The organism is Synechocystis sp. CACIAM 05 (genome assembly GCF_010222815.1).
Taxonomy (GTDB): domain Bacteria; phylum Cyanobacteriota; class Cyanobacteriia; order Cyanobacteriales; family Microcystaceae; genus Synechocystis.
Genome location: NZ_CP019225.1, coordinates 3,271,998 through 3,296,192, shown reverse-complemented (window position 1 = coordinate 3,296,192; position 24,195 = coordinate 3,271,998). Strand labels below are relative to the sequence as shown.

Here is a 24,195-nt window from a genome sequence, read left to right as displayed (position 1 = left end):
TAGACTCTAAACAGTTAAAAAATTTCCGTATTTAAGGCTTTTTTCAAAGCCCCAATGCCCTGTTTAATGCGACGGGAAACGGTAATCACACTAACCCCCATCATTTCGGCGGCTTCCTTGTGGGTAAAGTCGTGGAGAAAAACAAATTCCACAATGCGGCGGGTACGTTCTTCCAAACTGGCTAAGGCCTGTTGCAGACGGATTTGATCTTCCTGGCTGAGTTGAAAACTACGGAATTCGTGGTGGGCTAAACAATCCCCCAGATTAACTTGTCCGTCATCGTCCCCATTTACCTTGGTGTCCAGACTCACCAGTTCACGATTCTGCAACGCCAGTTTGGTTTCTTGCCAGTCCGCCAGGGGCACTGCTAAAATCTGTGCGATCTCCTCATCCGTAGCTGCCCGGTCATATTTGAGGCGAAATTCCTGCTGGACGGCGATCGCCTGACGACCCAAATCTAACCAACGCCGGGGAATACGAACACAGTTACTTTTATCCCGCAGAAAATGCTGGATTTCTCCCCGCACATAGGGAATGGCAAAGGAGCTAAAGGCATTGCCCTTACTCACATCAAACCGTTCAATGGCTCGGATCAGACCCAAACACCCCACCTGGGACAAATCCTCAAAACTTTCATTGCACTGGGCCGTCCAATGGTGCGCTTCCTTTCTCACCAGACCCAGATTGACTTCCATAATCCGATTACGCACGCCAATATCGTGGGACTCTGCGTAGATTTTGAACAGTCTCAGAGTCTCAAGTTTGAGGCTTTCGCTGGTGGCATTGGTCATGGTTTTAGGTTTGGGCGACTCTAATCAACTTTACCGATGGTTGGACTCTGCCTACATCAGCAAATATATGGAGAAAATTGGAAAAAATAAAAACTTTCTGCCAACCGATGCCCTAGGCAATGCTAATGAAAATAAGCTTTGTTTAGGTTTGGGCATCATCCTCTCCCCTGCTCTGGCTGGGCAACTAGCTTGCGTTGGAATTACCAGCAACGGGAAGATATGGCATAGGAACCCACGCTAATTATAGGATTAATCTAAAATCCGAACAATAATATGCGTAAAAAGTCAACAATTCTTCAATTAAATCCTTAAGCATTGTTTAAGCATTTGCTGGGCTTGCTGTTGATAACCGCCCCCAAACAAATTGAAGTGGTTGAGAATGTGGTACAGATTGTAGAGAATTTTCCGTTGTTGATAACCAGGTTCCGCGGGACTGATGCTATGGTAACCCTGGTAAAAAGCCGCCGGAAATCCCCCAAATAATTCCGTCATAGCCAGATCCACTTCCCCATCGCCATAGTAGGTGGCCGGGTCGAGGATGACCGGCTCCCCTGTGGTCAAAATTGCGCCATTGCCAGACCACAGATCCCCATGGACTAAAGCTGGTGTCGGTTGGCGATCGCCTAACAGTTGCTTCACTTTGGGAACTACTACGGCGGGATCGGGAAAGTTGCCTCCCCGTCGTCGAGCAAGGGCCAGTTGATAGCCAAGGCGATGCTCCGCAAAAAAGTCGGCCCAAATATCGGTCCAGGGATTGGGCTGGGGAGTGGCTCCAATGGTGTTATCAGTCTGCCAACCGAATTGGGCACTGCCCCCGGCTTGATGCAATGCCGCCAAATTTTGTCCCATGCGGTACCAACTGTCATGGTTACCCCGGCCAAACTCGAGCCATTCCAACACCAGGTAACTATGGCCGGCGGAACTGCCGTGGCAAATGGGACGGGGAACTCGAATGGTTTGGGTGGCCGCTATGGCTTCTAACCCGAGGGCTTCCGCTTGAAACATCTGCCACTGCTGGGCTTGATTAAGTTTGACAAAATATTTCTGCTCCCCATCCATCAGGCAATAGCCCTGGTTAATGCAACCACCACTCACCGATCGCCGTTCCTGAATACGGAAGGGTTGACCAGTGGTCTGACTGATTTGTTGGGCAATGGTTTGCCAGGGGGCAGGGGAATTCACGGGCACAGGGGAAAACAGGACAGGGACAAATAATACCTAGGCTGGGTTAGGAGGAGTGGCCAACAGGGGGTCTAACTGGCCGCGGCTGTCCAGGCCATACAGTTGGTCACAGCCACCAATGCCCTGGTCATTGACAAAAATTTGGGGCACAGTGCGTCTTCCTTCTGCCCTTGCCGCCATGGCCTGCCTGGCTTGGTCATCGCCATCAATTTTGTACTCGATAAACTTAACTCCCTTCCACCACAGTAAAAGTTTCGCCCGGATACAAAAAGGGCAAGTTTGCCAAGTATATATTTCCACTTTGGCTTTGATCCCATCCGCTTGGCGGCTACTGAGGAGGGGAAACCAGTTGAACAAATTAGCCATGACATCACCTGGAAATTGGAACTGGAAATTTTACCTGGGAACTGCAACGGGGTTGTCTTTGTCCTTTCCCTTCAGCATTACAGATCAACCGGGCCATCGGCCCCAACCCAGACAATTTGTCCCACAGCCATGGCTTGGGCATAGGTATTTAACTCCTCCGGCGATCGCCCCCCTAGGTCCAATTCCACCCGGCGATCGGGATGCTGGCGGCGCAACTGTTGGGCATGGCGAAAGGTTGCTCCTTCGGCGGCGTCATCCACGGGGCAAACTAGATAATCGATGGGGGCGGTACTGGTGGGTAAAGTCCCCAATTCAAGCAAACATTGGTGTAGCTCCTCAATGTTCAGAGAAAAACCCGTACCGGGAAAAGACTGCTGTTGGGGATGATATTGGCTGAGCAGTTGGTCATAACGCCCCCCCTGGCCCAACACATAACAGTTATCGGCCTGGCGACTCACCGCTTGGAAAACCATGCCAGTGTAGTAATCAAACGGCTGGAGCCAACTCAAGTCCAATACCAGATTAGCGGGCCCATCTCCACTGGCCGCCACTAGGGACAACAACGCCTGCAGGCGATCGACCAGACCCAGACATTCCCCCTGTAAATCTAACTTGCCCAGTCTGGCCAAAACTTCCTCCACTGTGCCCCGCAGGTCAAACAGTTGCAAAGCAAGATTTTTAGCTTCATTGTCAGGATAGGGGAGTTGGGAAAGTTCTACATAGTCCAAACGGGTGATGCAATCCCGCACAGTGGTTTGGAGAGTGGGGGGTAATTTGGCCAATAGGCTTCTGGTCAGACCGGCATCACCCAAAATCAATTGCCAATCGCTTAAACCCAATTGGGTGAGGCAATCCGTCAACAGTAGGAGAATTTCTGCATCGGCCCGGACGCCCCCAGCAAAGAGCAATTCTATGCCCGCTTGGAAAAACTCCATTTGCTTACCGTGGTAGCCTTCCGGGGGGTTACGAAAGACGTTGGCCCGGTAACACAATCTTTGGGGCTGATTGTCAGTCATGCGGGTCACCACCGCCCGGGCAATGGATGCGGTTAATTCTGGCCGTAACCCCAACCGTCCCTCGCCACTGTCTTGGAGTTGAATCACGTTATTAGCCGAAATTGCCCCACCGGCCACTAGGGTATCCAGCCATTCCAGGGTGGAGGTAACAATGCGCTGATAGCCCCAACGATGAAAGGTTTGTTGCAATTGGTCATTAATGCGAGCTTTCTGGGCGACTTCCAGGGGCAATAAATCCCTAGCCCCAGCGGGGGGATGGTGAATCATGACGGCTTTGTTTCGGCAGGGGCAAGTTTAAACATTCTCAATATAATGTTTTCCCGCAACCCCAAGGAACATTTCTCCGGTTTTCCTTGGTGGGCAGAATTATCCAAAACCCCTACCAATGGGTCATCAGGCAGATTTTTCTAAGTGATGGAGTAGGGCTTGGCGCATAACGTCCACCGGCACTTCCCGTTGTAGCCAAATTTTCAAGGCGGCGGCTCCCTGTTGCACTAGCATTTCTGCTCCATCAATGGTCACTAGACCCCGCTCCTGAGCATGTTGTAAAAACCTGGTGGGGCGGGGAGTATAAATCAAATCATAGGCGATCGCCGTTGGCGGTAGTTTTTCCACAAGGGATTGATCCAGGGGGGATTGCTTAGGGTAGGGAGCCATGCCCACGGGGGTGCTGTTAATCAATAAACTTGCTTTGGGGATCACGGTAGATAGAGCTTCCCAGGGTAGAACTTGCAGAGCTTGCTTAATTTTGGGGTCCGTCCAACTGTTGGCGAACTGAGCTAATTTTTCTTGACTGCGACCCACCACAATAATTTCTGGACAACCCAATTGGGTTAAACCCACCACCACGGCCCGCGCGGCTCCACCATAGCCGAGAATCACCGTCGTCCTCCCTGACCAATCTTGCTTTAACTCCAACAAGGGAGCCAAAAAACCCTCAACATCCGTATTGGTTCCCTGCCAGCCATGGCCATCCCACCAGAGAGTATTCACGGCCCCCACTTGCCGAGCGGTTTCGGTTATCTGGGTCAACAATGGCATCACCGCTTGCTTATGGGGAATGGTCACGCTTAATCCCTGGACTCCACTGGCTCCTAACCCCGCTATGGCGATGGTTAAATCCTCTGGAGCAATGGGAAAGGCAGCGTATGCATAATCACTGGCCATGGCCTGGAGCGCCGCATTATGCATCACAGGGGATAAGGAATGACCAACAGGATAACCGATCACACCAAGGAGCTTAGTTTTACCGGTGATGGGAGGCATGGGGAGCAATTGTTAATTTAAATGGAGCCATGCTATATTACTAAATTGCTAGGACGTATAGCTCAGTTGGTTAGAGTACATCGTTGACATCGATGGGGTCACTGGTTCGAATCCAGTTACGTCCATAAACTTGTTCCCCGAAAATCCCTTTGTGGTTAAAGGAAAAATTTCGTCCAGAGGATTTGCGGCCAACGGCGGGAATTTGTGATCATGTCCCACAAGGCGGCATTGTACAGCTACGATAATTAGCTGGTAATTTTTCCAAGGAGTGGGGCAAAAATGGCTTCCTATGACATCACAATTATCGGCGGTGGCATTGTCGGTTTGGCCACGGGGTTATTTATTGGTCGCCGCTTTCCCCAATACAAATTGTTGATTTTAGAAAAAGAAGCGGAGCCAGCCCACCATCAAACGGGGCACAATAGCGGTGTCATTCACTCTGGTATTTACTACAAACCTGGCAGCTTTAAGGCCCAGTTCACTAAAGCTGGTAACCAGAGCATGGTGGAATTTTGCCAAGAGCACGCCTTACCCTACGAGGTTTGTGGCAAAGTCATTGTGGCTACTAAACCTGAGGAATTACCGTTATTAGAAAATTTATTTAACCGGGGTCAAGCCAATAGCTTAAAAGTTAAAAAACTTAGCGCAGAACAAGTTAAGGAATACGAACCCCATGTGCAATGTTTGGGAGGAGTTCATGTGTCCACCTCTGGCATTGTTAACTACAAACTGGTTTGTCAAAAATATGCAGAACTAATTCAAGCCCAGGGAGGAGAAATCAAGTTTAACCATCGAGTCAATGGCATTGCTACCCAGGCTAACGGACATAGTTTGATCACTAACCAGGGCAATTTTTTTAGTCGTTTTCTGATCAATTGTGGTGGTCTCCAGAGCGATCGCCTGGCAAAGATGGCGGGTGTTAAACCCGATGCTAAAATCGTGCCTTTTCGGGGAGAATATTATGAGTTGAAGCCAGAGAAAAGATATTTAGTCAAAGGTTTAATTTACCCGGTACCTAATCCGGCTTTTCCCTTTTTAGGAGTGCATTTCACCCGCATGATTGATGGCAGTATCCACGCTGGCCCCAATGCGGTGTTGAGTTTGAAACGGGAAGGTTATCGCAAAACGGATTTTGATTGGGGAGATTTTACCGAGGTGATGGCCTATGCTGGCTTTTGGAAGTTGGTGGGTAAACATTGGCAAGAAGGCCTACAGGAAGTTATTCGCTCCTTTAGTAAGGCGGCCTTTGTGCGGAGTTTACAGGAATTAATTCCGGAAGTGACAGCGGACGATATTCTTCCCAATCCAGCGGGGGTGAGGGCCCAGGCTTTGAAAAATGATGGGGCTTTGGTGGAGGATTTTCTGATTGTCCCCGGTCCTAATTCTCTCCAGGTGCTCAATGCTCCTTCCCCAGCGGCCACCGCTTCCTTGGAAATTGGCCAGGCGATCGCCGCCCAGGTACCAGCGCTGTAAAAGACTGGGGTCAATTATTTAAATTGATGGTCCCAAAATAGGGAGGAACGGAGGATTCCTTGGCCACGGGGAGATCGTCCCCCCACCAGTCATAGTCAATGGTTTACCTTAAGATGGGAACAGAAATTCGTCACTGAGGTAAAGGAATGCGAGCTGTGTTGATGGCAGGGGGGGCAGGCACCCGTTTGAGACCCCTGACTTGCGATCTGCCCAAGCCCATGGTGCCCATTGTTAATCAACCGATCGCCGCCCATATTATCCATTTGCTCCGTCGCCATAACATTACTGAGGTGGTGGCCACCCTCCACTACCTCCCCGATGCCATGCGGGACTATTTCCTTGATGGCAGTGAATTTGGCGTTCAGATGACCTATGCAGTGGAGGACGAGCATCCCCTCGGTACGGCGGGTTGTGTCAAAAATATTGAAGAGTTACTAGACGACACTTTTTTGGTAATTAGTGGGGATAGCATCACCGATTTTAATCTCACCCAGGCGATCGCCTTCCACAAACAAAAACAAGCCAAGGCGACCCTGATTTTGACCAAGGTTCCCAACCCCCTGGAATTTGGCGTGGTCATCACCGACGAAAACCAACGGGTGCAAAGATTTTTAGAAAAGCCCTCCACCAGTGAAGTTTTTTCCGACACCGTCAACACGGGCACCTATATCCTCGAACCGGAAGTTTTGGCCTATCTGCCCCCCAAGGAAGAAATGGATTTTTCCAAGGATTTATTTCCCCTCCTGCTGGAAAATGACGAACCCATGTATGGTTTTGTCGCCGATGGTTACTGGTGCGATGTCGGTAATTTGGACGCCTATCGGGAAGCCCAATACGATGCCCTAGAAAAAAAAGTCACGCTGGAACTGGGTAACCTACCCCGGCACTCGGACATTTGGATCGGGGAAAACACCACCATTGACCCCACTGCTATTCTCACTCCCCCTCTGGCGATCGGGGATAACTGCAACATCGGTTCAGGAACTAAATTGGAAGCGGGCACCATCATTGGCGATAACGTCACCATTGGCGCTGGAGCAGAATTAAAGCGAGCCATTGTTTGGAATGGCGTACTCATTGGTGATGAAGCCTATCTAGCTGCCTGTGTAGTGGGGCGGGGCTGTCGCATAGAAAGACGGGTACAGGTCCTGGAAGGGGCAGTCATTGGTCCCCTATCCATCATTGGCGAAGAAGCCCAAATCAACTCAAATGTTAAAGTTTGGCCCAGTAAACGGGTGGAACCGGGAGCCATTCTCAACATTAATTTAATTTGGGGCAGCACCGGCCACCGCAACCTATTCGGACAGAGAGGTGTTTCCGGCATTGTCAACATTGATATGACGCCGGAGTTTGCTGTCAAATTGGGGGCTGCCTACGGTTCTTCCCTCAGGCCCGGAGCAGAAATTGTCGTTTCCCGCGATCAACGCAATGTCTCCCGCATGGTCACCCGTTCCCTCATTGCTGGCCTGATGTCGGTAGGGGTAAATATTCAAAACCTGGAAGCCACAGCGATCCCCATTGCTCGCACCATGACTCCGAAGTTAAAAGTGGCCGGCGGCATCCATGTGCGTATCCATCCCGATCGCCCAGATTACCTACTGATTGAATTTCTGGATAGCCAGGGTATCAATATTTCCAAAAAAACCGAAAAAAAAATTGAAGGAGCCTATTTCAAGGAAGATTTACGGCGGGTAAGCATTCCCCAAATTGGCGACATGTCCTATCCGGCCCAGGTGTTGGAAACCTATTGCCACACCTTTGAAAAACTCCTAGACATGGACATCATCAACAACGATGGGGCCAAAATTGTTATTGACTACGCCTATGGAGTGTCTGGGGCCATTCTGCCCTTGCTGTTGACCAAATTCGGCTGCGACGCAGTGGTTCTCAATGCCAGTCTACGACAAACCGCTGTTTCCAACGAAGAAAAAGAAGTCTTACTCAGTCAATTGGGACAAGTGGTATCAGCCCTACAGGCCAATTTGGGGGTGCAGGTTTCCGCTAATGGCGAACAACTCACCCTGGTGGACGAAGGGGGCCTACCCATCCGGGGGGAACTGCTAACAGCTTTGATGGTGCATATGGTGTTAACTGCTTCTCCCAGGGGAACCATTGTGGTGCCAGTACAGGCTTCCAGTGCGGTGGAGCATTTGGCCCGTCGCCATGGGGGTAAAGTTTTGAGAACCAAGGCTAACCCCACTGCATTGATGGCCGCCGCCCAATCGAGCCATAACGTGGTTTTGGGCGGTAGTGGAGAAACTGGCTTTATTTTTCCTCGCCTCCACCCAGGCTTTGATGCCATGTTTTGCATTGCCAAAGTAATGGAAATGCTGACTGTCCAAAAACGCACCCTGGGGGAAATTCGCTCAGAATTGCCGACGGTTTACCATAACAGTTGTAGTGTCCGTTGTTCTTGGAAAATTAAAGGGGCCCTGATGCGCCATTTGGTGGAAATTCATCGGGATCAACATATTGAACTGGTAGACGGGGTTAAAATAACTTTTCCCCATGGAGACAACTGGGTATTGATTTTGCCCGATGCGGGGGAGCCCCTGGTCCACATCTATGCCAACAGTGAAGACCGCCATTGGGTAGATGACAAATTACGTTACTACCAAGCCCAGGTATTGAACTTTATTAGCGATGCCCAGGAGGAGTCCTACCAACATTTTTCCTGATGTTTGGGCGGGGTCCAGTCCTTTGGGCCAAACCTCTGTAGGCATCAAGCTGTTAACGCTGTCAGCAGTAGGTCGAAAGTTTTAACTTCAACAGCTTAGTTAAAGGGAATAAACCTGGCCACTAAAGAACACCCTGGTAATCCCCTTGGATTTGAGTGCCTGGGCGGTTTTTTGGACAATGCTAGCGTCGGGCAGACGAATTACCTTTTGGGTTTTGAGGGAAAAGCGTCGGGCCACCCGATGGTTATCAAAAACAGGTAGGGTTTTTGCCTGGACTTCCTCAGGAGGTAGGGCTCCCTCAAGACTAAACTCTTTCAGGGGGCGGACAATCAATTCCCCCCTTCTGTCCACCACCAGGTAGCAATTTTTGGGCATGGATGCTTCCATTAGGGGCAAAATTGAGACTAGCTCTGCGTTGTTTGCTAGGGTTTGTTTGGTGGCCACTGGGGTGGAAATATAATCCTCTTCCCCTTGGTCTTCGTCGAAATCGTCTAATTCATCTTCAAACTCATCATCATCGTCTTCGTCGTCAAGGTCATCGATATCTTCGCCATCCAGTAAACCCAAGTCCTCGTCTATGTCCTTGACAATTTCATCTAGGGCAGAAGATTTAATTGAAACAATCTGGGGGCGTCGCCCCATGGGGGCATCGGGCGGTACTTCAGTTTTTGCCACTGACATGGTGGTTGGGCTATCACCAAATCCTGTTTGATCTGGCTGGGCTAGGGAGGGGATGGCGATCGCCGGCAGATCAATGGTTTTTTCCGCATCGGTAAACTCCCCAGGCTCTGGGGCAACGGGGCTGGCGGTGACTCGACGACGGGAACGCACCCTTCTGCCCTGGCCACTAGCATTAGTTTCATTATTCTCTCTGTCTTGATGATTCGGCCCAGCAACAGGGGCCACCTCCGCCACGGCATCCTCAGGGAGATTAGTTTCTGCCACTTCCGACTTTTTCCTAGATGGCTTGGGCAACGGCAACGTCAACTGGGCATCATTTTTAATTCCCTTACTGCCCCTTTTTTCCTGCACTAAGGTTTCATATTCCCCACTGGCGATCGCCGTTTTTAAGAGACGACTGACGGTGGAAATGCTCACCCCAAAACGTTCCGCCAGGGTAGTGGTGGTGGCGGGGGTTTGCCGGTAGAGGTCCACCAACTCTTGTTTATCGGTGTCGGTCAGCTTAGCAGGACTCATGGCAGTAACCATCAGGACAATTTGACATTAGTGGAACAGACGACAGGGGCGAATCTGCTAATATGTGGTTGATTCGGCGGCGGCCGGGCAAAGGAGCACAGCCTTGGATAAGACTCCAAGGACTTAACTTTTTCCCACTACGGCCGAATGGTCCTATTCCAGCTACCTTGCAATATATCATTATGCCAATTGCTGCGGCGAAACCGGCCCTTCTTGTCCTTGCGGATGGCACCCCTTATCCCGGTTGGTCCTTTGGGGCCGATGGCACCACAGTGGGAGAGGTGGTATTCAACACGGGTATGACCGGCTACCAGGAAGTGATGACCGACCCCAGTTATTGCGGCCAAATTGTCACGTTTACCTATCCTGAGTTGGGCAACACCGGAGTCAATGCAGAGGACGAGGAATCTATCCATCCCCATGTCAAGGGGGTAGTGGCCCGCAACATCACCCGCCGCCCCAGCAATTGGCGATCGACCCAATCCCTACCGGACTATTTGGTAGAACATAAAATCATCGGCATTTACGGCATCGACACTAGGGCCCTGACTCGCAAGTTGCGTTCCATCGGTGCCATGAACGGCGGCATCTCTACGGAAATCTTGGAACCGGAAGCCCTGTTGCACCATATCCAAGCAGCTCCTTCCATGGCCGGGTTGAATTTGGTCAAGGAAGTGACCACCCATGAAGTTTACGAATGGACTGATCCCACCAATGACCATTGGCAGTTTGGGCCAGTGGCAGAACAACAGGGACAACCGCCCCTCACCGTGGTGGCGCTGGACTTTGGCGTTAAGCGTAATATCCTGCGTCGCTTAGCTAGTTACGGTTGTCGTGTGATTGTGGTACCTGCTAGCACCTCCGCTGCTGAAATTCTCCAGTACAACCCCGATGGCATTTTCCTTTCCAATGGCCCTGGTGATCCCTCCGCTGTTGAAGAAGGTATTGTCACCACCAAAGAGTTATTGGCGGCTAAAAAGCCCATGTTTGGCATTTGCATGGGGCATCAAGTGTTGGGGTTATCCCTGGGAGCGGAGACCTTTAAGCTCAAATTTGGTCATCGAGGGCTCAATCAACCCTGTGGCCTGGAGCAACAGGTGGAAATTACCAGCCAGAACCATGGTTTTGCGGTGACGGAAGGTTCCCTGGCCGAAGAAGTGGAAATTACCCATTTCAACCTCAACGATAAAACGGTGGCGGGGCTACGCCATAAAGAATTGCCCTTTTTCTCGGTGCAGTACCACCCGGAGGCCAGCCCTGGACCCCATGATGCCGATTATCTGTTCGAGAAGTTCGTCAAGTTGATGCGACAACAAAAGGCAGAAGTCGCCGGTTAGTAAAACCTAGTAACAGCTACGATCTATCGTACTATCTATCACCAAGGTAGTGCCGTTAATACTATCGTTGCTTCATTTGCAGGAAAAATATCTGGTAATAAAAGGCTAAAAAACTTAACGTTATCTTTAGTTGACATTGGCATTTTCTAGCCTTAATGGGGACACATTACTTGATAGGTCAAAGGTTTATTTTGCTCAAATTCAGCAATATTTGCCAGTGTCGTTGCGGCAATGGTTTGCAGAGCGTTGTGGGTAAAGAATCCCTGATGAGCTGTGATCATTACATTGGGAAAAGATTGTAGCAATTGAAAAGTATCATCTTGAATGATAGTATTAGAATGGTCAGTAAAAAATAGCTCTTCCTCTTCTTCGTAAACATCAATGCCTAAAAAGCCAATTTTATGGGATTTAATCCCCTGAATAACCGCTTGGGTATCAATTAAATGACCTCGACTTGTGTTGATTAACATAACCCCTGGCTTCATTTGGGCAATGGTATTAGTGTTAATTAGATAATGGGTTTCCGGCAGTAGGGGACAGTGGAGAGAAATAATATCAGAATGAGCTAAAAGTTCATTTAAAGATACATAGAGGGCTTGGCCAATAGCAGTAAACTTATCGTTAGGAAAGGCATCGTAGCCCAATAAATGGCAGCCAAAACCATTCATAATTTGAGCAAAAGCTAGACCAATTTTGCCAGTACCAATCACTCCGACGGTGGTGCCATGGAGGTCAAAACCAAGTAACCCTTCTAGGGAAAAATTATCGTCCCTAACGCGGTTATAGGCTCGATATAACTTTCTATTTAGAGCCAGAATTAACCCCACAGTATGTTCTGCGACTGCATGGGGAGAATAGGATGGTACATGGACTACTTTTAGCCCCAGATCTGCGGCTGTTTTGAGGTCAACATTGTTATAGCCCGCACTGCGCAGAGCGATTAATTTTGTGCCCTGGGCAGCTAACTTTTCTAGCACCGGGGCAGGAGCTTGGTCATTAACGAAGAGGCAAATAACGGGGCAATCCTCCGCTAAAATAGCGGTATCAAGGTTGAGTTGGGCATCAAAAAAAAACATTTCCCGTTGATGGGATTGGTTTGCTTGTTGGAAAAATTGATGATCATAGGCTTTACTGCTAAAAAAAGCGATTTTCATGACGATTATGGGAAGTAGTTTAGAACGTGTTTGGAAAGTTTTATTCCGCCCCCTAAATCCCCCAATAATGGGGGACTTTCACCCAGCTTCACTCCAAATTTGGGGGCCAGGGGGGCTTTTTAAACAGGCTCTTAGAGCACTATTTAGTCAAGGGTATTTTTTCCAATCTTAAAAGAAATTTTCTGATTCTTCCTGCATTTGTATTATTTAATACTCCCCTAGCTCTGGCGATCGCCCTAGCGGTAGATATTGACTCACACTGTGGCAACTGTAGGGTTTGGCCTCCAACTCCTATGTTTGGCTGTGATGCATTTTCAGCTTCCCTTTAACTAGCCCTTTCTTTCCTAAACCTTGGGATACTGAACCACATAATATTCATCTCAAGAATTGCCGATGGGGTTAGAAGACCACACTCTGCCACCGGTCAGCGTTGGGTAGTTCGCCCCATCTTCCTTCGTTCTCCGTAGTACCATCGGCTGGGCAATTTTGTTGGCCATGGTGCAGAAAAATGGTTAATCTGGGTTTTCGGTGAGCGATAATGTGAAGAATAGTTACAAGCAAAATCGCTCAGGTTAATTTCGTCTCCCTCCCAAAATTTGGCGATCGCCACCATGAAGCGGTCAAAGGCGAACCAACCACTGCCTAGGCTAACTGGTAAAATTAACCACCGCCCCCAGGCTGAGGGGCCCTTTGGGGTCTCCCATTGCTGTCCAGATGTCCTTCCAATATCCGTTGCTAGCTCCTATGACAAACTCCTCTGTTGCCACCAATTCTAACCAACCATTCCTTGGTCAACCTTGGTTAGTGGAAGAACGAGATGCCTGTGGTGTGGGTTTTATTGCCAATCTCCGGGGTAAGCCGGACCATACCCTGGTGGAGCAGGCCCTAAAGGCTCTGGGGTGTATGGAACATCGGGGGGGATGCAGTGCCGATAACGATTCAGGGGACGGGGCCGGGGTGATGACCGCCATTCCTCGGGAACTACTGGCCCAGTGGTTTACAACCCGCAATTTGCCCATGCCCGATGGCGATCGCCTGGGGGTGGGAATGGTATTTTTACCCCAGGAACCCTCCGCTAGGGAAGTGGCCCGGGCCTACGTAGAAGAAGTGGTACGGCTGGAAAAATTAACGGTGTTAGGGTGGCGGGAAGTGCCTGTTAATTCTGATGTACTGGGCATTCAAGCCAGAAATAATCAGCCCCACATTGAACAAATTTTAGTTACTTGTCCCGAAGGTTGTGCCGGAGATGAATTAGATCGGCGATTGTACATTGCCCGCTCCATCATTGGTAAAAAATTAGCGGAAGATTTCTACGTTTGTTCCTTTTCCTGTCGCACCATTGTCTATAAAGGCATGGTCCGGAGCATTATTCTGGGGGAATTTTATTTAGATTTAAAAAATCCTGGATATACCAGTAATTTCGCCGTTTACCACCGTCGTTTCAGCACCAATACCATGCCCAAATGGCCCCTGGCTCAACCCATGCGGCTATTGGGTCATAACGGGGAAATTAATACCCTTTTAGGCAATATTAATTGGATGGCGGCCAGGGAAAAAGAATTGGAAGTGTCGGGCTGGACAAAGGCGGAGTTAGAAGCATTAACTCCTATTGTTAACCAAGCCAACAGTGATTCCTATAACCTTGATAGTGCCCTGGAATTGTTGGTGCGTACTGGCCGCAGTCCCCTAGAAGCGGCGATGATTTTAGTGCCGGAAGCCTATAAAAATCAGCCAGCTTTAAAAGATTACCCGGAAATTAGTGATTTCCATGACTACTACAGCGGTTTACAGGAACCCTGGGATGGCCCCGCTTTATTAGTATTTAGTGACGGCAAAATTGTTGGCGCTGGGCTAGACCGGAATGGTTTACGGCCCGCCCGTTATTGCATTACCAAAGATGACTACATTGTCTTGGGTTCCGAAGCGGGAGTCGTGGATTTACCGGAAGTAGATATTGTTGAAAAAGGTCGCCTAGCACCGGGGCAAATGATTGCGGTGGATTTGGCTGAGCAAAAAATTCTCAAAAACTATCAAATTAAACAGCAGGCGGCCCAAAAATATCCCTATGGGGAATGGATAAAAACCCAGCGTCAAACGGTAGCTTCTGATAGCTTTGCTGAAAAAACTTTATTCGATGACGCTCAAACTGTACTGCAACAACAGGCCGCTTTTGGCTACACCGCTGAAGATGTGGAAATGGTAGTAGTACCCATGGCCAGCCAAGGTAAGGAACCAACTTTTTGCATGGGGGACGATACGCCTTTAGCTGTACTATCCCATAAACCCCGCTTACTGTACGACTATTTCAAACAGCGCTTTGCCCAGGTGACCAATCCCCCCATTGATCCTCTGCGGGAAAATTTGGTCATGTCCCTAGCTATGTTTTTAGGCAAACGGGGCAATTTGTTAGAGCCTAAAGCGGAATCCGCGCGGACGATTAAACTCCGATCGCCATTGGTCAATGAAGTGGAGTTACAGGCCATTAAAACTGGACAGTTGCAGGTGGCAGAAGTTTCTACCCTTTACGATCTAGATGGGGTGAATAGTCTGGAAACCGCCTTAGATAATTTAGTTAAAACGGCGATCGCCACTGTGCAAGCCGGGGCAGAAATTTTGGTTTTAACTGATCGTCCCAACGGAGCAATATTAACTGAAAATCAAAGTTTTATTCCCCCCTTGTTGGCAGTGGGAGCAGTACATCACCATCTGATTCGGGCCGGGCTACGTCTAAAGGCATCCCTGGTGGTAGATACCGCCCAATGTTGGAGTACCCATCATTTTGCCTGCTTGGTAGGCTATGGTGCTTCGGCCATTTGTCCCTACCTAGCCTTGGAATCCGTGCGGCAATGGTGGTTAGATGAAAAGACCCAGAAACTGATGGAAAATGGGCGTTTGGATCGCATTGATTTACCCACGGCGCTGAAAAATTATCGTCAGTCCGTGGAAGCAGGATTATTTAAAATTCTCTCCAAAATGGGCATTTCCCTGCTGGCTTCCTACCACGGTGCCCAAATTTTCGAGGCGATCGGTTTAGGAGCGGAATTGGTGGAATATGCCTTTGCTGGAACCACCAGTCGGGTGGGCGGTTTAACCGTCGCTGATGTAGCCCGGGAAGTAATGGTTTTCCATGGCATGGCCTTCCCAGAAATGGCTAAGAAGTTAGAGAACTTTGGCTTTGTCAACTACCGTCCCGGTGGAGAATATCATATGAACTCGCCGGAGATGTCCAAGTCTCTCCATAAGGCAGTGGCGACCTACAAAATGGGCAGTAATGGTAACAATGCGGAAGCCTATGACCATTACGAGTTGTACCGTCAATATCTCAAAGACCGTCCTGTCACCGCCCTGCGGGATTTGCTGGATCTCAATGCAGACCAACCGGCCATTCCCTTAGAAGAAGTGGAATCGGTAGAAAGTATTGTCAAACGCTTCTGTACTGGTGGCATGTCCCTCGGTGCCCTGTCCCGGGAAGCCCATGAAACCTTGGCGATCGCCATGAATCGTTTAGGAGCTAAATCCAATTCTGGGGAAGGGGGAGAAGATGTAGTACGTTACCTCACTCTAGATGATGTGGATAGCGAAGGAAATTCCCCCACCTTGCCCCATCTCCACGGCCTGCAAAATGGAGACACGGCCAACTCCGCCATTAAGCAAATTGCCTCCGGTCGTTTTGGGGTTACCCCGGAATATTTGATGAGTGGCAAACAGTTGGAAATTAAAATGGCCCAGGGTGCTAAACCTGGGGAAGGGGGGCAGTTACCAGGCAAAAAAGTCAGTGAATATATTGCCATGTTGCGCCGTTCTAAACCCGGTGTAACCCTCATTTCTCCACCGCCCCACCACGACATTTACTCGATTGAAGATTTAGCCCAATTAATTTACGATCTCCATCAAATCAATCCCGAAGCCCAGGTATCGGTGAAATTAGTGGCGGAAATTGGTATTGGTACGATCGCCGCTGGGGTTGCTAAGGCCAATGCGGATATTATCCAGATTTCTGGCCATGACGGTGGTACTGGCGCTTCTCCCCTCAGTTCCATCAAACATGCCGGTTCGCCCTGGGAGCTGGGCGTTACGGAAGTGCATCGGGTGTTAATGGAAAACCAACTGCGCGATCGGGTTTTGCTGCGGGCTGATGGTGGTCTGAAAACCGGCTGGGACGTAGTGATGGCCGCCCTTATGGGAGCGGAGGAGTATGGCTTTGGCTCCATTGCCATGATTGCCGAAGGTTGCATTATGGCCCGGGTTTGCCACACTAATAATTGTCCCGTCGGGGTTGCCACCCAGCAGGAACGGTTACGGCAACGCTTTAAAGGAGTGCCGGGGCAGGTGGTTAATTTCTTCTATTTCATTGCCGAGGAAGTGCGCTCCCTGTTGGCCCATTTAGGTTATCGCAGTTTGGACGACATCATTGGCCGCACTGATCTACTCAAAGTTCGCTCCGATGTCCAGTTGAGCAAAACCCAGAATCTGACCTTAGATTGTCTGTTAAATTTGCCCGACACGAAGCAAAACCGGCAATGGTTAAATCACGAACCAGTCCACAGCAACGGCCCAGTGTTGGACGACGACATTTTGGCCGACCCTGACATCCAAGAAGCCATTAACCATCAAACCACCGTGACCAAAACCTACCGGCTGGTCAATACCGACCGCACTGTGGGCACCCGTCTCTCCGGGGCGATCGCCAAAAAGTATGGCAACAATGGTTTTGAAGGTAACATTACCCTCAACTTCCAGGGGGCCGCTGGTCAGAGTTTTGGTGCCTTTAACCTGGACGGCATGACCCTACATCTGCAAGGGGAAGCCAACGACTATGTGGGCAAAGGCATGAATGGGGGTGAAATTGTCATCGTGCCCCATCCCCAGGCGAGCTTTGCACCGGAAGACAATGTAATTATTGGTAACACCTGTCTCTATGGAGCGACGGGGGGCAACCTTTATGCCAACGGCCGGGCTGGGGAACGCTTTGCAGTGCGTAACTCGATGGGTAAAGCTGTGATTGAAGGAGCGGGTGATCACTGTTGTGAATATATGACTGGTGGTGTAATTGTCGTCCTTGGCCCTGTGGGTCGGAATGTTGGTGCTGGCATGACTGGTGGTTTGGCTTACTTCCTCGATGAAGCAGGGGATTTACCAGAAAAAATCAACCCGGAAATCATCACCTTGCAAAGGATCACAGCTCCTAAAGGGGAGGAACAATTGAAATCCTTGATTACTGCCCACGTCGAACACACAGGTAGCCCAAAAGGCAAGGCAATTCTGGCTAACTGGTCCGATTATCTCGGCAAATTCTGGCAGGCCGTTCCTCCTTCCGAAAAAGACTCTCCTGAAGCCAATGGGGATGTCAGCTTAACCGGGGAGAAGACACTGACCTCTGTCTAGTTAATGGTTCCGCTCAAATAAGGGGAGGAAATCGTTTCTTCCCCCATTGAGGGCATCGATTCTGGCAATCATCCCTTCTCTTTCTAAGTCTTTAAGTTTACGAAAAATCAGGGTGCAGTATGCTCACGGAGAGGGCAAAGAAACGTGAAGTTGATATCGTCATGCTTCCGCTTTGAATCCAACTTTGCCGATAGGTCCCGTTGATCCATCAGGGGTAATCCAATGGCAAAATTGGGAATCTTGCCGCGCAAACTGCCCTCCGGTACTTTTGGTGTCGTACCACTGATCCTGCCAAATACCGTTGACGAGTAAGCCCATAATGTCCCTGCGGTGAAGATTGCCTTTGTCTCATTATGAAAGTTCCCGCTTGCTTTGGCTAATGCAACTGGCGATCGGCATCCCATCCTTCTATTGATTATTGGGACTCGGGAAGGAACATTTTGAAGATGGGCTACGCTACTACAGGATCGGCGACCAGACTAATGTTAACGCGAGTTCGGTTTAAGGATTTTTTGCAAGCCCAATGGACAAAAAACAAGGGGCAATAGCCTAAACTTCCAAAGTTAATTAGAATAGAATAAAGTTTTCAGCTTATGCCAAAGTTAGGCTACCAAAGCTATTAGTCTATCGCAATTTGTATATATACATCATCTTTTAAATGCATTAAATTCCCGATCATTGGTAGATTTTCTTCACTTATTTTTGCTATGTTACTCAAAATAACTTCGTCTTCAAGTTTTTTATCAAAGGGTAAATACACGTCTTTAAGTTTTATTTCTACAAAAAATTCGCTAAATAGAATAATAGTTATAGACAAAAAATTAAAATTTTGAGATGCACTAATATAGTGTCTTCTATAGTAGTTGTCCGATCTTTCATTTTGTAGTTGTTGACATTTCATCGAAGAAAGAAAACTAATTTCAGGGCCAAAATATTTACCAACACCTCCATAGGTAAAATTATTTTTTCCCAAAAAAGCTTCTCTTAATCCGGCAAAAGTCAAGTTCTTGAAATTTTCTTGAAAGCCTGCTTTTTTAATATAACCATTTCTAGCAATCAAATAATAACAGGAGCCAAGAGCAATTTTGGCAAACGAGGAATAACGACTAAGACTGTCATTAATTGTTCTACATTTAAATTTAACAGCCTGGACGAGTGTCCTGATATCATTTTGATTGTTGATATCTTTACAATAAATTAAATTTTGGGTTTTTCCTGTATGTTTAAGCTTAATAAATGCTGGTATTTCCTTCCCATTTTCTAAGATTGCAATGCCGGCAGATTCTATAATTGATCTTGAGTACAACTTGTAATTCATGGACAAGTAGCTTAATTCACTATCACATTTATTTGCCGCAAAATTATTGCAAGAATCACAAATATTTATTTCCCAAATTCCCCCTATACTTCTCGGTATAAAATGTTCTTTTGTCTTTTGAGATTTATGTTTATACGCATTACAGTAAACACAATAAAACCTTTTTGACATATAATTTCTGGGGATATTTGAAAATATAAAGTTACAGAGTTTCATCATCTATCTTTAAAATATATCGCCATGGAGATCACGTTCGAGTCAACTTGTTTAACCTCTTCTAATGAATATACTGCATCATTTAAATGATTTTGCTTTTGTTTCGCTCGTCTTAAATCTTGCAAATCCTCCAAATCTTCTAATGATAATGAAGTGTTGAGTTGAGACCTGTATTGTGAAACTTTTGAATTGGAGTTAGAATTAATAGCCATTTAAATTAAATTAATCGTTTTCTTATAAATTTTCAAGTTTTTCAAAAATAATATTTTGTAAATCCTCATCGCAATGGGACTGCAAATGGATTGCGGCGACCAATATTTCCGCTAATACATCTCCCTTTTGATGTTCAGTTAACTCAGAAGATAGTAATTGATTAATCAAAATAACAGTATTTTGACAATCATTTCGCAACCCGATCATCAGCGTATCTAGGGTTGAGGTCTGGCACTGAATCTCTTGATCAATAACTGGCATTAATTTTTCCCCAATCTTTTCAATGCTTGCTGGATTCCTTTCTTGAAAGCCTTAATGTCCTTTTCCCATTTAATGCGGCCATGAACATGAGGTATTTCATGGCGATGAATCATCAAGCATTGCTTTCACTTCCTCTAAAGAATAGGTCGGCTCCTCTTCCTGCTCTTGTTTTGCCTGCCTCAAATCTTGTAAATCCTCTAAATCTTCTAACAAAGATTGGATCTGTGTAAATTCATCATAAGTAAGTACAACAAACTCATTTTTTCCATTTTTAGCAATAAAATTAGGATGCAAATTTAGCATAAATTTTCTACTGATAAGCGTTTTGTCTATGTTTAATTGAGTAAATTAGAATTACATCTTCTTCAATTTCAAACAGGATACGATAATTACCAACCCGTAAACGATATTCCGGCGTAAAGTTTGTCAGTTTTTTGACATCTCCCTGAAGATTATCAGTTAACACTTCAATTTTAGCCAAAATTCTTTGATTGTCAGCGGGCTGTAATTTTTTTAGAGTTTTTATTGCTTTTGGCTTAAATCTAATCTTATATTTCACTGTTAAGGGTAGATAAATTCAGAAGGTGAGCCACAAAGGCCCACCATAATTTTACGGCTTACTTAGCTCCCACTGGCATACCTAAAATGTCTTCGATTTTGGGCATTTGGTCTAGGGGAATGACTCGGCCGAAGTCCTCGAAATTATCAATCTCATTGAAATTGAGGTAGCGGTAAAGTTCGCCTTCAAACGGAGCAACTTTTTCCGAGACGATCGCCAGATATTCTTCCACTGTGGGAATTTTGCCGAGGAGGGCACAAACTGCGGCTAACTCAGCGGAACCGAGATAGACCTGGGCTCCTTTACCCATGCGGTTATTGAAATTACGGGTAGAGGTCGAAAAGACTGTTACCCCATCTTCCACCCGGGCTTGGTTGCCCATGCAGAGGGAACAACCGGGCATTTCCGTACGGGCTCCGGCAGCGGCGAAAATACCGTACATCCCTTCCTCCCGTAACTGTTGTTCATCCATGCGGGTGGGGGGACAAATCCAGAGGCGACCTTTGACGGTACCAGCCCCTTCCAGGATTTTGGCAGCGGCCCGGTAATGGCCAATATTGGTCATGCAGGAACCAATAAACACTTCGTGGATCACATCCCCGGCACATTCCGACATTAATTTAACGTTATCGGGATCGTTGGGGGCGGCCACAATGGGCTCTCTGATTTCATCCAGATTGACTTCAATGACATCGGCATATTCCGCATCAGCATCCCCACTCATCAAACTGGGATTAGCTAACCATTCCTCCATTTTGGCAATGCGACGCAACAGAGTACGGGCATCCTGATAACCCCGGGCAATCATATTTTTCATCAGCACCACATTGGAGCGTAGATATTCCGCCACAGTTTCTTCGCTCAGCTTAATGGTGGAACCGGAACAGGAGCGTTCAGCGGTGGCATCGGTCAACTCAAACGCCTGCTCGACTTTCAGATCCGGTAATCCTTCCATTTCCATGATCCGACCGTTAAACACATTAACCTTGTCCCCTTTGCCCACGGTGAGTTTGCCCTGTTGCATGGCTACCCAGGGAATGGCATTGACAATATCCCTGAGGGTGACCCCCGGTTGCAATTCCCCTGTGAATTTGACCAACACCGATTCCGGCATATCCAACGGCATTACCCCCAACGCGGCGGCAAAGGCCACCAGACCAGAGCCGGCCGGAAAGGAAATTCCTAGGGGAAAACGGGTGTGGGAGTCGCCCCCGGTACCAACGGTGTCCGGTAATAGCATCCGATTGAGCCAGGAGTGAATGATGCCATCCCCAGGCCGCAGAGCAACGCCGCCCCGGGTGGAGAAAAAGTCCGGTAAATCTTTATGGGTTTTAATATCAACTGGTTTGGGGTAGGCAGCGGTGTGACAGAAGGTTTGCAAAGTCAGATCGGCGTTAAAGCCAAGGCAAGCTAGTTCCTTCAACTCATCCCTGGTCATGGGGCCAGTGGTGTCTTGGGAACCCACTGTGGTCATAATTGGTTCACAGGAAGTGCCGGGACGAATACCTTGTACGCCGCAGGCTTTGCCCACCATTTTTTGGGCGAGGGTGAACCCTTTGCCGGTATCTGCTGGGGCCGTGGGGCGCACAAACAGAGGAGAAGGTGATAATCCTAGGGCTTCCCTGGTTTTATCAGTTAAAGCCCGGCCGATGAGCAGGGGAATACGACCTCCGGCCCGCACTTCATCCAAAATGGTTTCCGGTTTCAGTTGGAAAGTGGTGATGGTTTCCCCCGCTTTGTTGGTGATTTTGCCTTCCCTGGGGTAAATGGTGATTACATCGCCGGTGTTGAGTTGGTTAACATCGCACTCAATGGGTAAGGCACCGGAATCTTCGGCAGTGTTGAAAAAGATGGGGGCGATTTTTCCGCCCAGAATGTAACCCCCGGCCCGTTTATTGGGCACAAAGGGAATATCTGTGCCAATGTGCCAGAGCACGGAGTTGATGGCGGATTTACGGGAAGAGCCAGTGCCCACTACGTCGCCCACATAGGCTACTGGATGGCCCTTTTGTTTGAGTTCGGCAATAGTCCCTAACCCTTCTGGCATTTTTGCTTCCAGCATGGCCAGGGCATGGAGGGGAATGTCCGGGCGGGTGGTGGCATGGGGGGCAGGAGACAGATCATCAGTATTGGTCTCCCCAGGCACTTTAAATACCGTTACCGTAATTCTTTCCGGCACTTCTGGTTTGTTGATAAACCAAGCCCCTTCGGCCCAAGCATCAATTACTTGTTTGGCGTAGCCGTTGGTATCACTCAAATGGAGTACGTCATTAAAGGCATCAAAGACTAACAGGGTTTTGCTCAGGGCTGTGGCGGCCGCACTGGCAATGTTGGTATCTTTTGACTTGAGCAGTTCGATCAAGGATTGAACATTATATCCGCCGATCATGGTTCCTAATAAGTCCACCGCCCCTTGGCCGCTGATTAATGGACAGGTTACTTCGCCTTTGGCGATCGCCGTGAGGAAACCCGCTTTGACATAGGCCGCCTCGTCCACCCCAGGGGGAACCCGATCCCGCAATAACATCATCAATTCCTCTTTTTCCGCTTCGGGGGGATTTTTTAGCAGTTCACATAGTTCAGTAGTCTGCTGGGCGTTGAGGGGCAGGGGGGGAATGCCTAACTTTTGGCGATCGGCAACGTGGCGACGGTAGGCTTGCAACATGGGATGGTTCTCTCTCCGGCAATATTAGTTCATGGTCAACGGTGAATATTCTATTTTATGCAGGGGAACAGGATAAGTTACCGACAAACGGTTTGGGGCGTGGCGGCAGAAGGAAGATGGTCTTTGGCAAGATGGCTGGGAATTGCTTAGCATTGTTGAACAACTCTCAATTTTTCCTGGGCTTAATCTTTCCTCTGGTCAAACCTCGCCAATAAACCAGGGGCGAAATGGCAGCCGGCAAATTTCAGACTTAATTTTTGGCTTTTTGGGCAACTGTGTAATGTGGCAATCTCTGCAAAATCAGCTTTTTTTTCTCCAGCAATGGGCCGATCGCCTGGTGGTGGAACAACTGGGGCAACTAACTCCCCTTAGTTTACTGATCATCCTACTAGCGGGGCTAGTCACTAGTTTGACCCCCTGTTTACTGTCCTTGCTTCCCCTCACCATTGCCTACATTGGCGGGACCACCGAGGGCGATCGCCTGCAGTCTTTAAAACAATCCCTCTTGTTTGCCCTGGGGTTGGCCATTACTTTGGCTAGCTTGGGGCTGGGGGCGGCGGCTTTGGGAAAAATTTATGGACAAATTGGGCTAGGCTTACCGATTTTGGTCAGTTTAGTGGCTATTTTAATGGGATTAAACCTGTTGGAATTATTACCCCTGCGGTTTCCCAGTTTAGGAGCAACGGATTGGATTAAAGACGATTTTCCCCCGGCTTTGCGGGCCCTATTGGCGGGGTTGACTTTTGGGCTAATCGCCTCTCCCTGTAGCACCCCTGTGTTAGCCAGCTTGCTAGCTTGGGTGGCCAGTCGCCAGGATTTGTTACTGGGTAGTGGGCTACTGTTGGCCTATACCGTCGGTTACGTTGCCCCCCTCATTTTAGTCGGCCTGTTTGCTGGCAGTTTAAAACGACTGTTGCAACTGCGCCAATGGTCTGGTTGGCTCAATCCCCTCAGCGGCACAATTTTGCTGGGCTTTGGGGTGATTACCCTCCTCTCCCGACTGTCCCTAGGTCAATGGTTGTCCTAGCATAAACTGGATGAAGCGCTAACCCATGCCCCGCTAGTTTTTGTGATAAAATATTTATGGTAGTTTTAACTATAAATATTTCCAGGAGTCC

General features: G+C 48.4%; 18 protein-coding genes and 1 tRNA gene. 6 read left to right on the top strand and 13 right to left on the bottom strand.

What is annotated here, in order from left to right; all coding sequences use genetic code 11:
- Window positions 1-14: 14 nt before the first annotated feature.
- The 5 genes from BWK47_RS15440 to BWK47_RS15420 form a co-directional block, all read right to left on the bottom strand.
- Window positions 15-791, bottom strand: a complete 777-nt coding sequence (locus tag BWK47_RS15440) for an RNA polymerase sigma factor SigF (protein ID WP_162329341.1) — start codon at window positions 789-791, stop codon at window positions 15-17.
- 300 nt (window positions 792-1,091) lie between these two features.
- Complete coding sequence (locus tag BWK47_RS15435) at window positions 1,092-1,979, bottom strand: fructosamine kinase family protein (protein WP_162329340.1); 888 nt, start codon at window positions 1,977-1,979, stop codon at window positions 1,092-1,094.
- Between the two features lie 30 nt (window positions 1,980-2,009).
- Window positions 2,010-2,339 carry a glutaredoxin 3 gene (gene grxC / locus BWK47_RS15430; protein WP_162329339.1) on the bottom strand — a complete coding sequence of 110 codons (330 nt, stop codon included), beginning with the start codon at window positions 2,337-2,339 and terminating at the stop codon, window positions 2,010-2,012.
- A 77-nt stretch (window positions 2,340-2,416) separates the two neighbouring features.
- Window positions 2,417-3,622 carry an ATP phosphoribosyltransferase regulatory subunit gene (locus tag BWK47_RS15425; RefSeq protein WP_162329338.1) on the bottom strand — a complete coding sequence of 402 codons (1,206 nt, stop codon included), beginning with the start codon at window positions 3,620-3,622 and terminating at the stop codon, window positions 2,417-2,419.
- A gap of 126 nt (window positions 3,623-3,748) precedes the next feature.
- Window positions 3,749-4,621 carry a shikimate dehydrogenase gene (locus tag BWK47_RS15420; RefSeq protein WP_162329337.1) on the bottom strand — a complete coding sequence of 291 codons (873 nt, stop codon included), beginning with the start codon at window positions 4,619-4,621 and terminating at the stop codon, window positions 3,749-3,751.
- A 51-nt stretch (window positions 4,622-4,672) separates the two neighbouring features.
- On the opposite strand from BWK47_RS15420, the gene BWK47_RS15415 reads away from it, so the two are divergent.
- The 3 genes from BWK47_RS15415 (at window position 4,673) to BWK47_RS15405 (ending at window position 8,772) form a co-directional block, all read left to right on the top strand.
- A tRNA-Val gene (locus tag BWK47_RS15415) sits at window positions 4,673-4,746 on the top strand.
- 154 nt (window positions 4,747-4,900) lie between these two features.
- Window positions 4,901-6,094 (top strand): L-2-hydroxyglutarate oxidase, encoded by a 1,194-nt coding sequence (lhgO, locus tag BWK47_RS15410; protein WP_162329336.1) that lies wholly within the window; start codon window positions 4,901-4,903, stop codon window positions 6,092-6,094.
- Window positions 6,095-6,240: 146 nt separating this feature from the next.
- Window positions 6,241-8,772, top strand: coding sequence for a mannose-1-phosphate guanyltransferase (locus tag BWK47_RS15405; RefSeq protein WP_162329335.1), 2,532 nt, complete (start codon window positions 6,241-6,243; stop codon window positions 8,770-8,772).
- A gap of 99 nt (window positions 8,773-8,871) precedes the next feature.
- Here the strand turns inward: BWK47_RS15405 and BWK47_RS15400 are convergent, their stop codons facing one another.
- Entirely contained in the window at window positions 8,872-9,981 is a 1,110-nt protein-coding gene (locus BWK47_RS15400) for a helix-turn-helix domain-containing protein (protein WP_162329334.1), read from the bottom strand.
- Window positions 9,982-10,151: 170 nt separating this feature from the next.
- Here BWK47_RS15400 and carA point away from each other — a divergent pair, with 170 nt between their 5' ends.
- Window positions 10,152-11,306: a glutamine-hydrolyzing carbamoyl-phosphate synthase small subunit gene (carA, locus tag BWK47_RS15395; RefSeq protein ID WP_162329333.1), complete on the top strand. Its 1,155-nt coding sequence runs from the start codon at window positions 10,152-10,154 to the stop codon at window positions 11,304-11,306.
- 152 nt (window positions 11,307-11,458) lie between these two features.
- Here the strand turns inward: carA and BWK47_RS15390 are convergent, their stop codons facing one another.
- Complete coding sequence (locus tag BWK47_RS15390; RefSeq protein WP_162329332.1) at window positions 11,459-12,460, bottom strand: 2-hydroxyacid dehydrogenase; 1,002 nt, start codon at window positions 12,458-12,460, stop codon at window positions 11,459-11,461.
- 714 nt (window positions 12,461-13,174) lie between these two features.
- Here BWK47_RS15390 and gltB point away from each other — a divergent pair.
- Window positions 13,175-17,845: a glutamate synthase large subunit gene (gene gltB / locus BWK47_RS15385; protein WP_162329331.1), complete on the top strand. Its 4,671-nt coding sequence runs from the start codon at window positions 13,175-13,177 to the stop codon at window positions 17,843-17,845.
- Between the two features lie 159 nt (window positions 17,846-18,004).
- On the opposite strand, the gene BWK47_RS15380 is transcribed toward gltB, so the two are convergent.
- The 6 genes from BWK47_RS15380 to acnB all read right to left on the bottom strand — a co-directional run bounded on the left by BWK47_RS15380 (window position 18,005) and on the right by acnB (window position 23,077).
- Window positions 18,005-18,163 (bottom strand): glutathione S-transferase, encoded by a 159-nt coding sequence (locus BWK47_RS15380; protein WP_162329330.1) that lies wholly within the window; start codon window positions 18,161-18,163, stop codon window positions 18,005-18,007.
- Window positions 18,164-18,464: 301 nt separating this feature from the next.
- Window positions 18,465-19,334 (bottom strand): HNH endonuclease, encoded by an 870-nt coding sequence (locus tag BWK47_RS15375; RefSeq protein WP_162329329.1) that lies wholly within the window; start codon window positions 19,332-19,334, stop codon window positions 18,465-18,467.
- 279 nt (window positions 19,335-19,613) lie between these two features.
- Complete coding sequence (locus tag BWK47_RS15370; protein ID WP_162329328.1) at window positions 19,614-19,853, bottom strand: hypothetical protein; 240 nt, start codon at window positions 19,851-19,853, stop codon at window positions 19,614-19,616.
- Between the two features lie 96 nt (window positions 19,854-19,949).
- Window positions 19,950-20,156 (bottom strand): type II toxin-antitoxin system Phd/YefM family antitoxin, encoded by a 207-nt coding sequence (locus tag BWK47_RS15365; protein WP_162329327.1) that lies wholly within the window; start codon window positions 20,154-20,156, stop codon window positions 19,950-19,952.
- 7 nt (window positions 20,157-20,163) lie between these two features.
- The gene (locus BWK47_RS15360; protein ID WP_162329326.1) at window positions 20,164-20,412 is read right to left on the bottom strand and encodes a type II toxin-antitoxin system RelE family toxin; all 249 of its coding nucleotides are present in this window, start codon (window positions 20,410-20,412) and stop codon (window positions 20,164-20,166) included.
- A gap of 58 nt (window positions 20,413-20,470) precedes the next feature.
- Complete coding sequence (gene acnB / locus BWK47_RS15355) at window positions 20,471-23,077, bottom strand: bifunctional aconitate hydratase 2/2-methylisocitrate dehydratase (protein WP_162329325.1); 2,607 nt, start codon at window positions 23,075-23,077, stop codon at window positions 20,471-20,473.
- A 280-nt stretch (window positions 23,078-23,357) separates the two neighbouring features.
- Here acnB and BWK47_RS15350 point away from each other — a divergent pair, with 280 nt between their 5' ends.
- Complete coding sequence (locus BWK47_RS15350) at window positions 23,358-24,104, top strand: cytochrome c biogenesis protein CcdA (protein WP_162329324.1); 747 nt, start codon at window positions 23,358-23,360, stop codon at window positions 24,102-24,104.
- Window positions 24,105-24,195 lie beyond the last annotated feature (91 nt).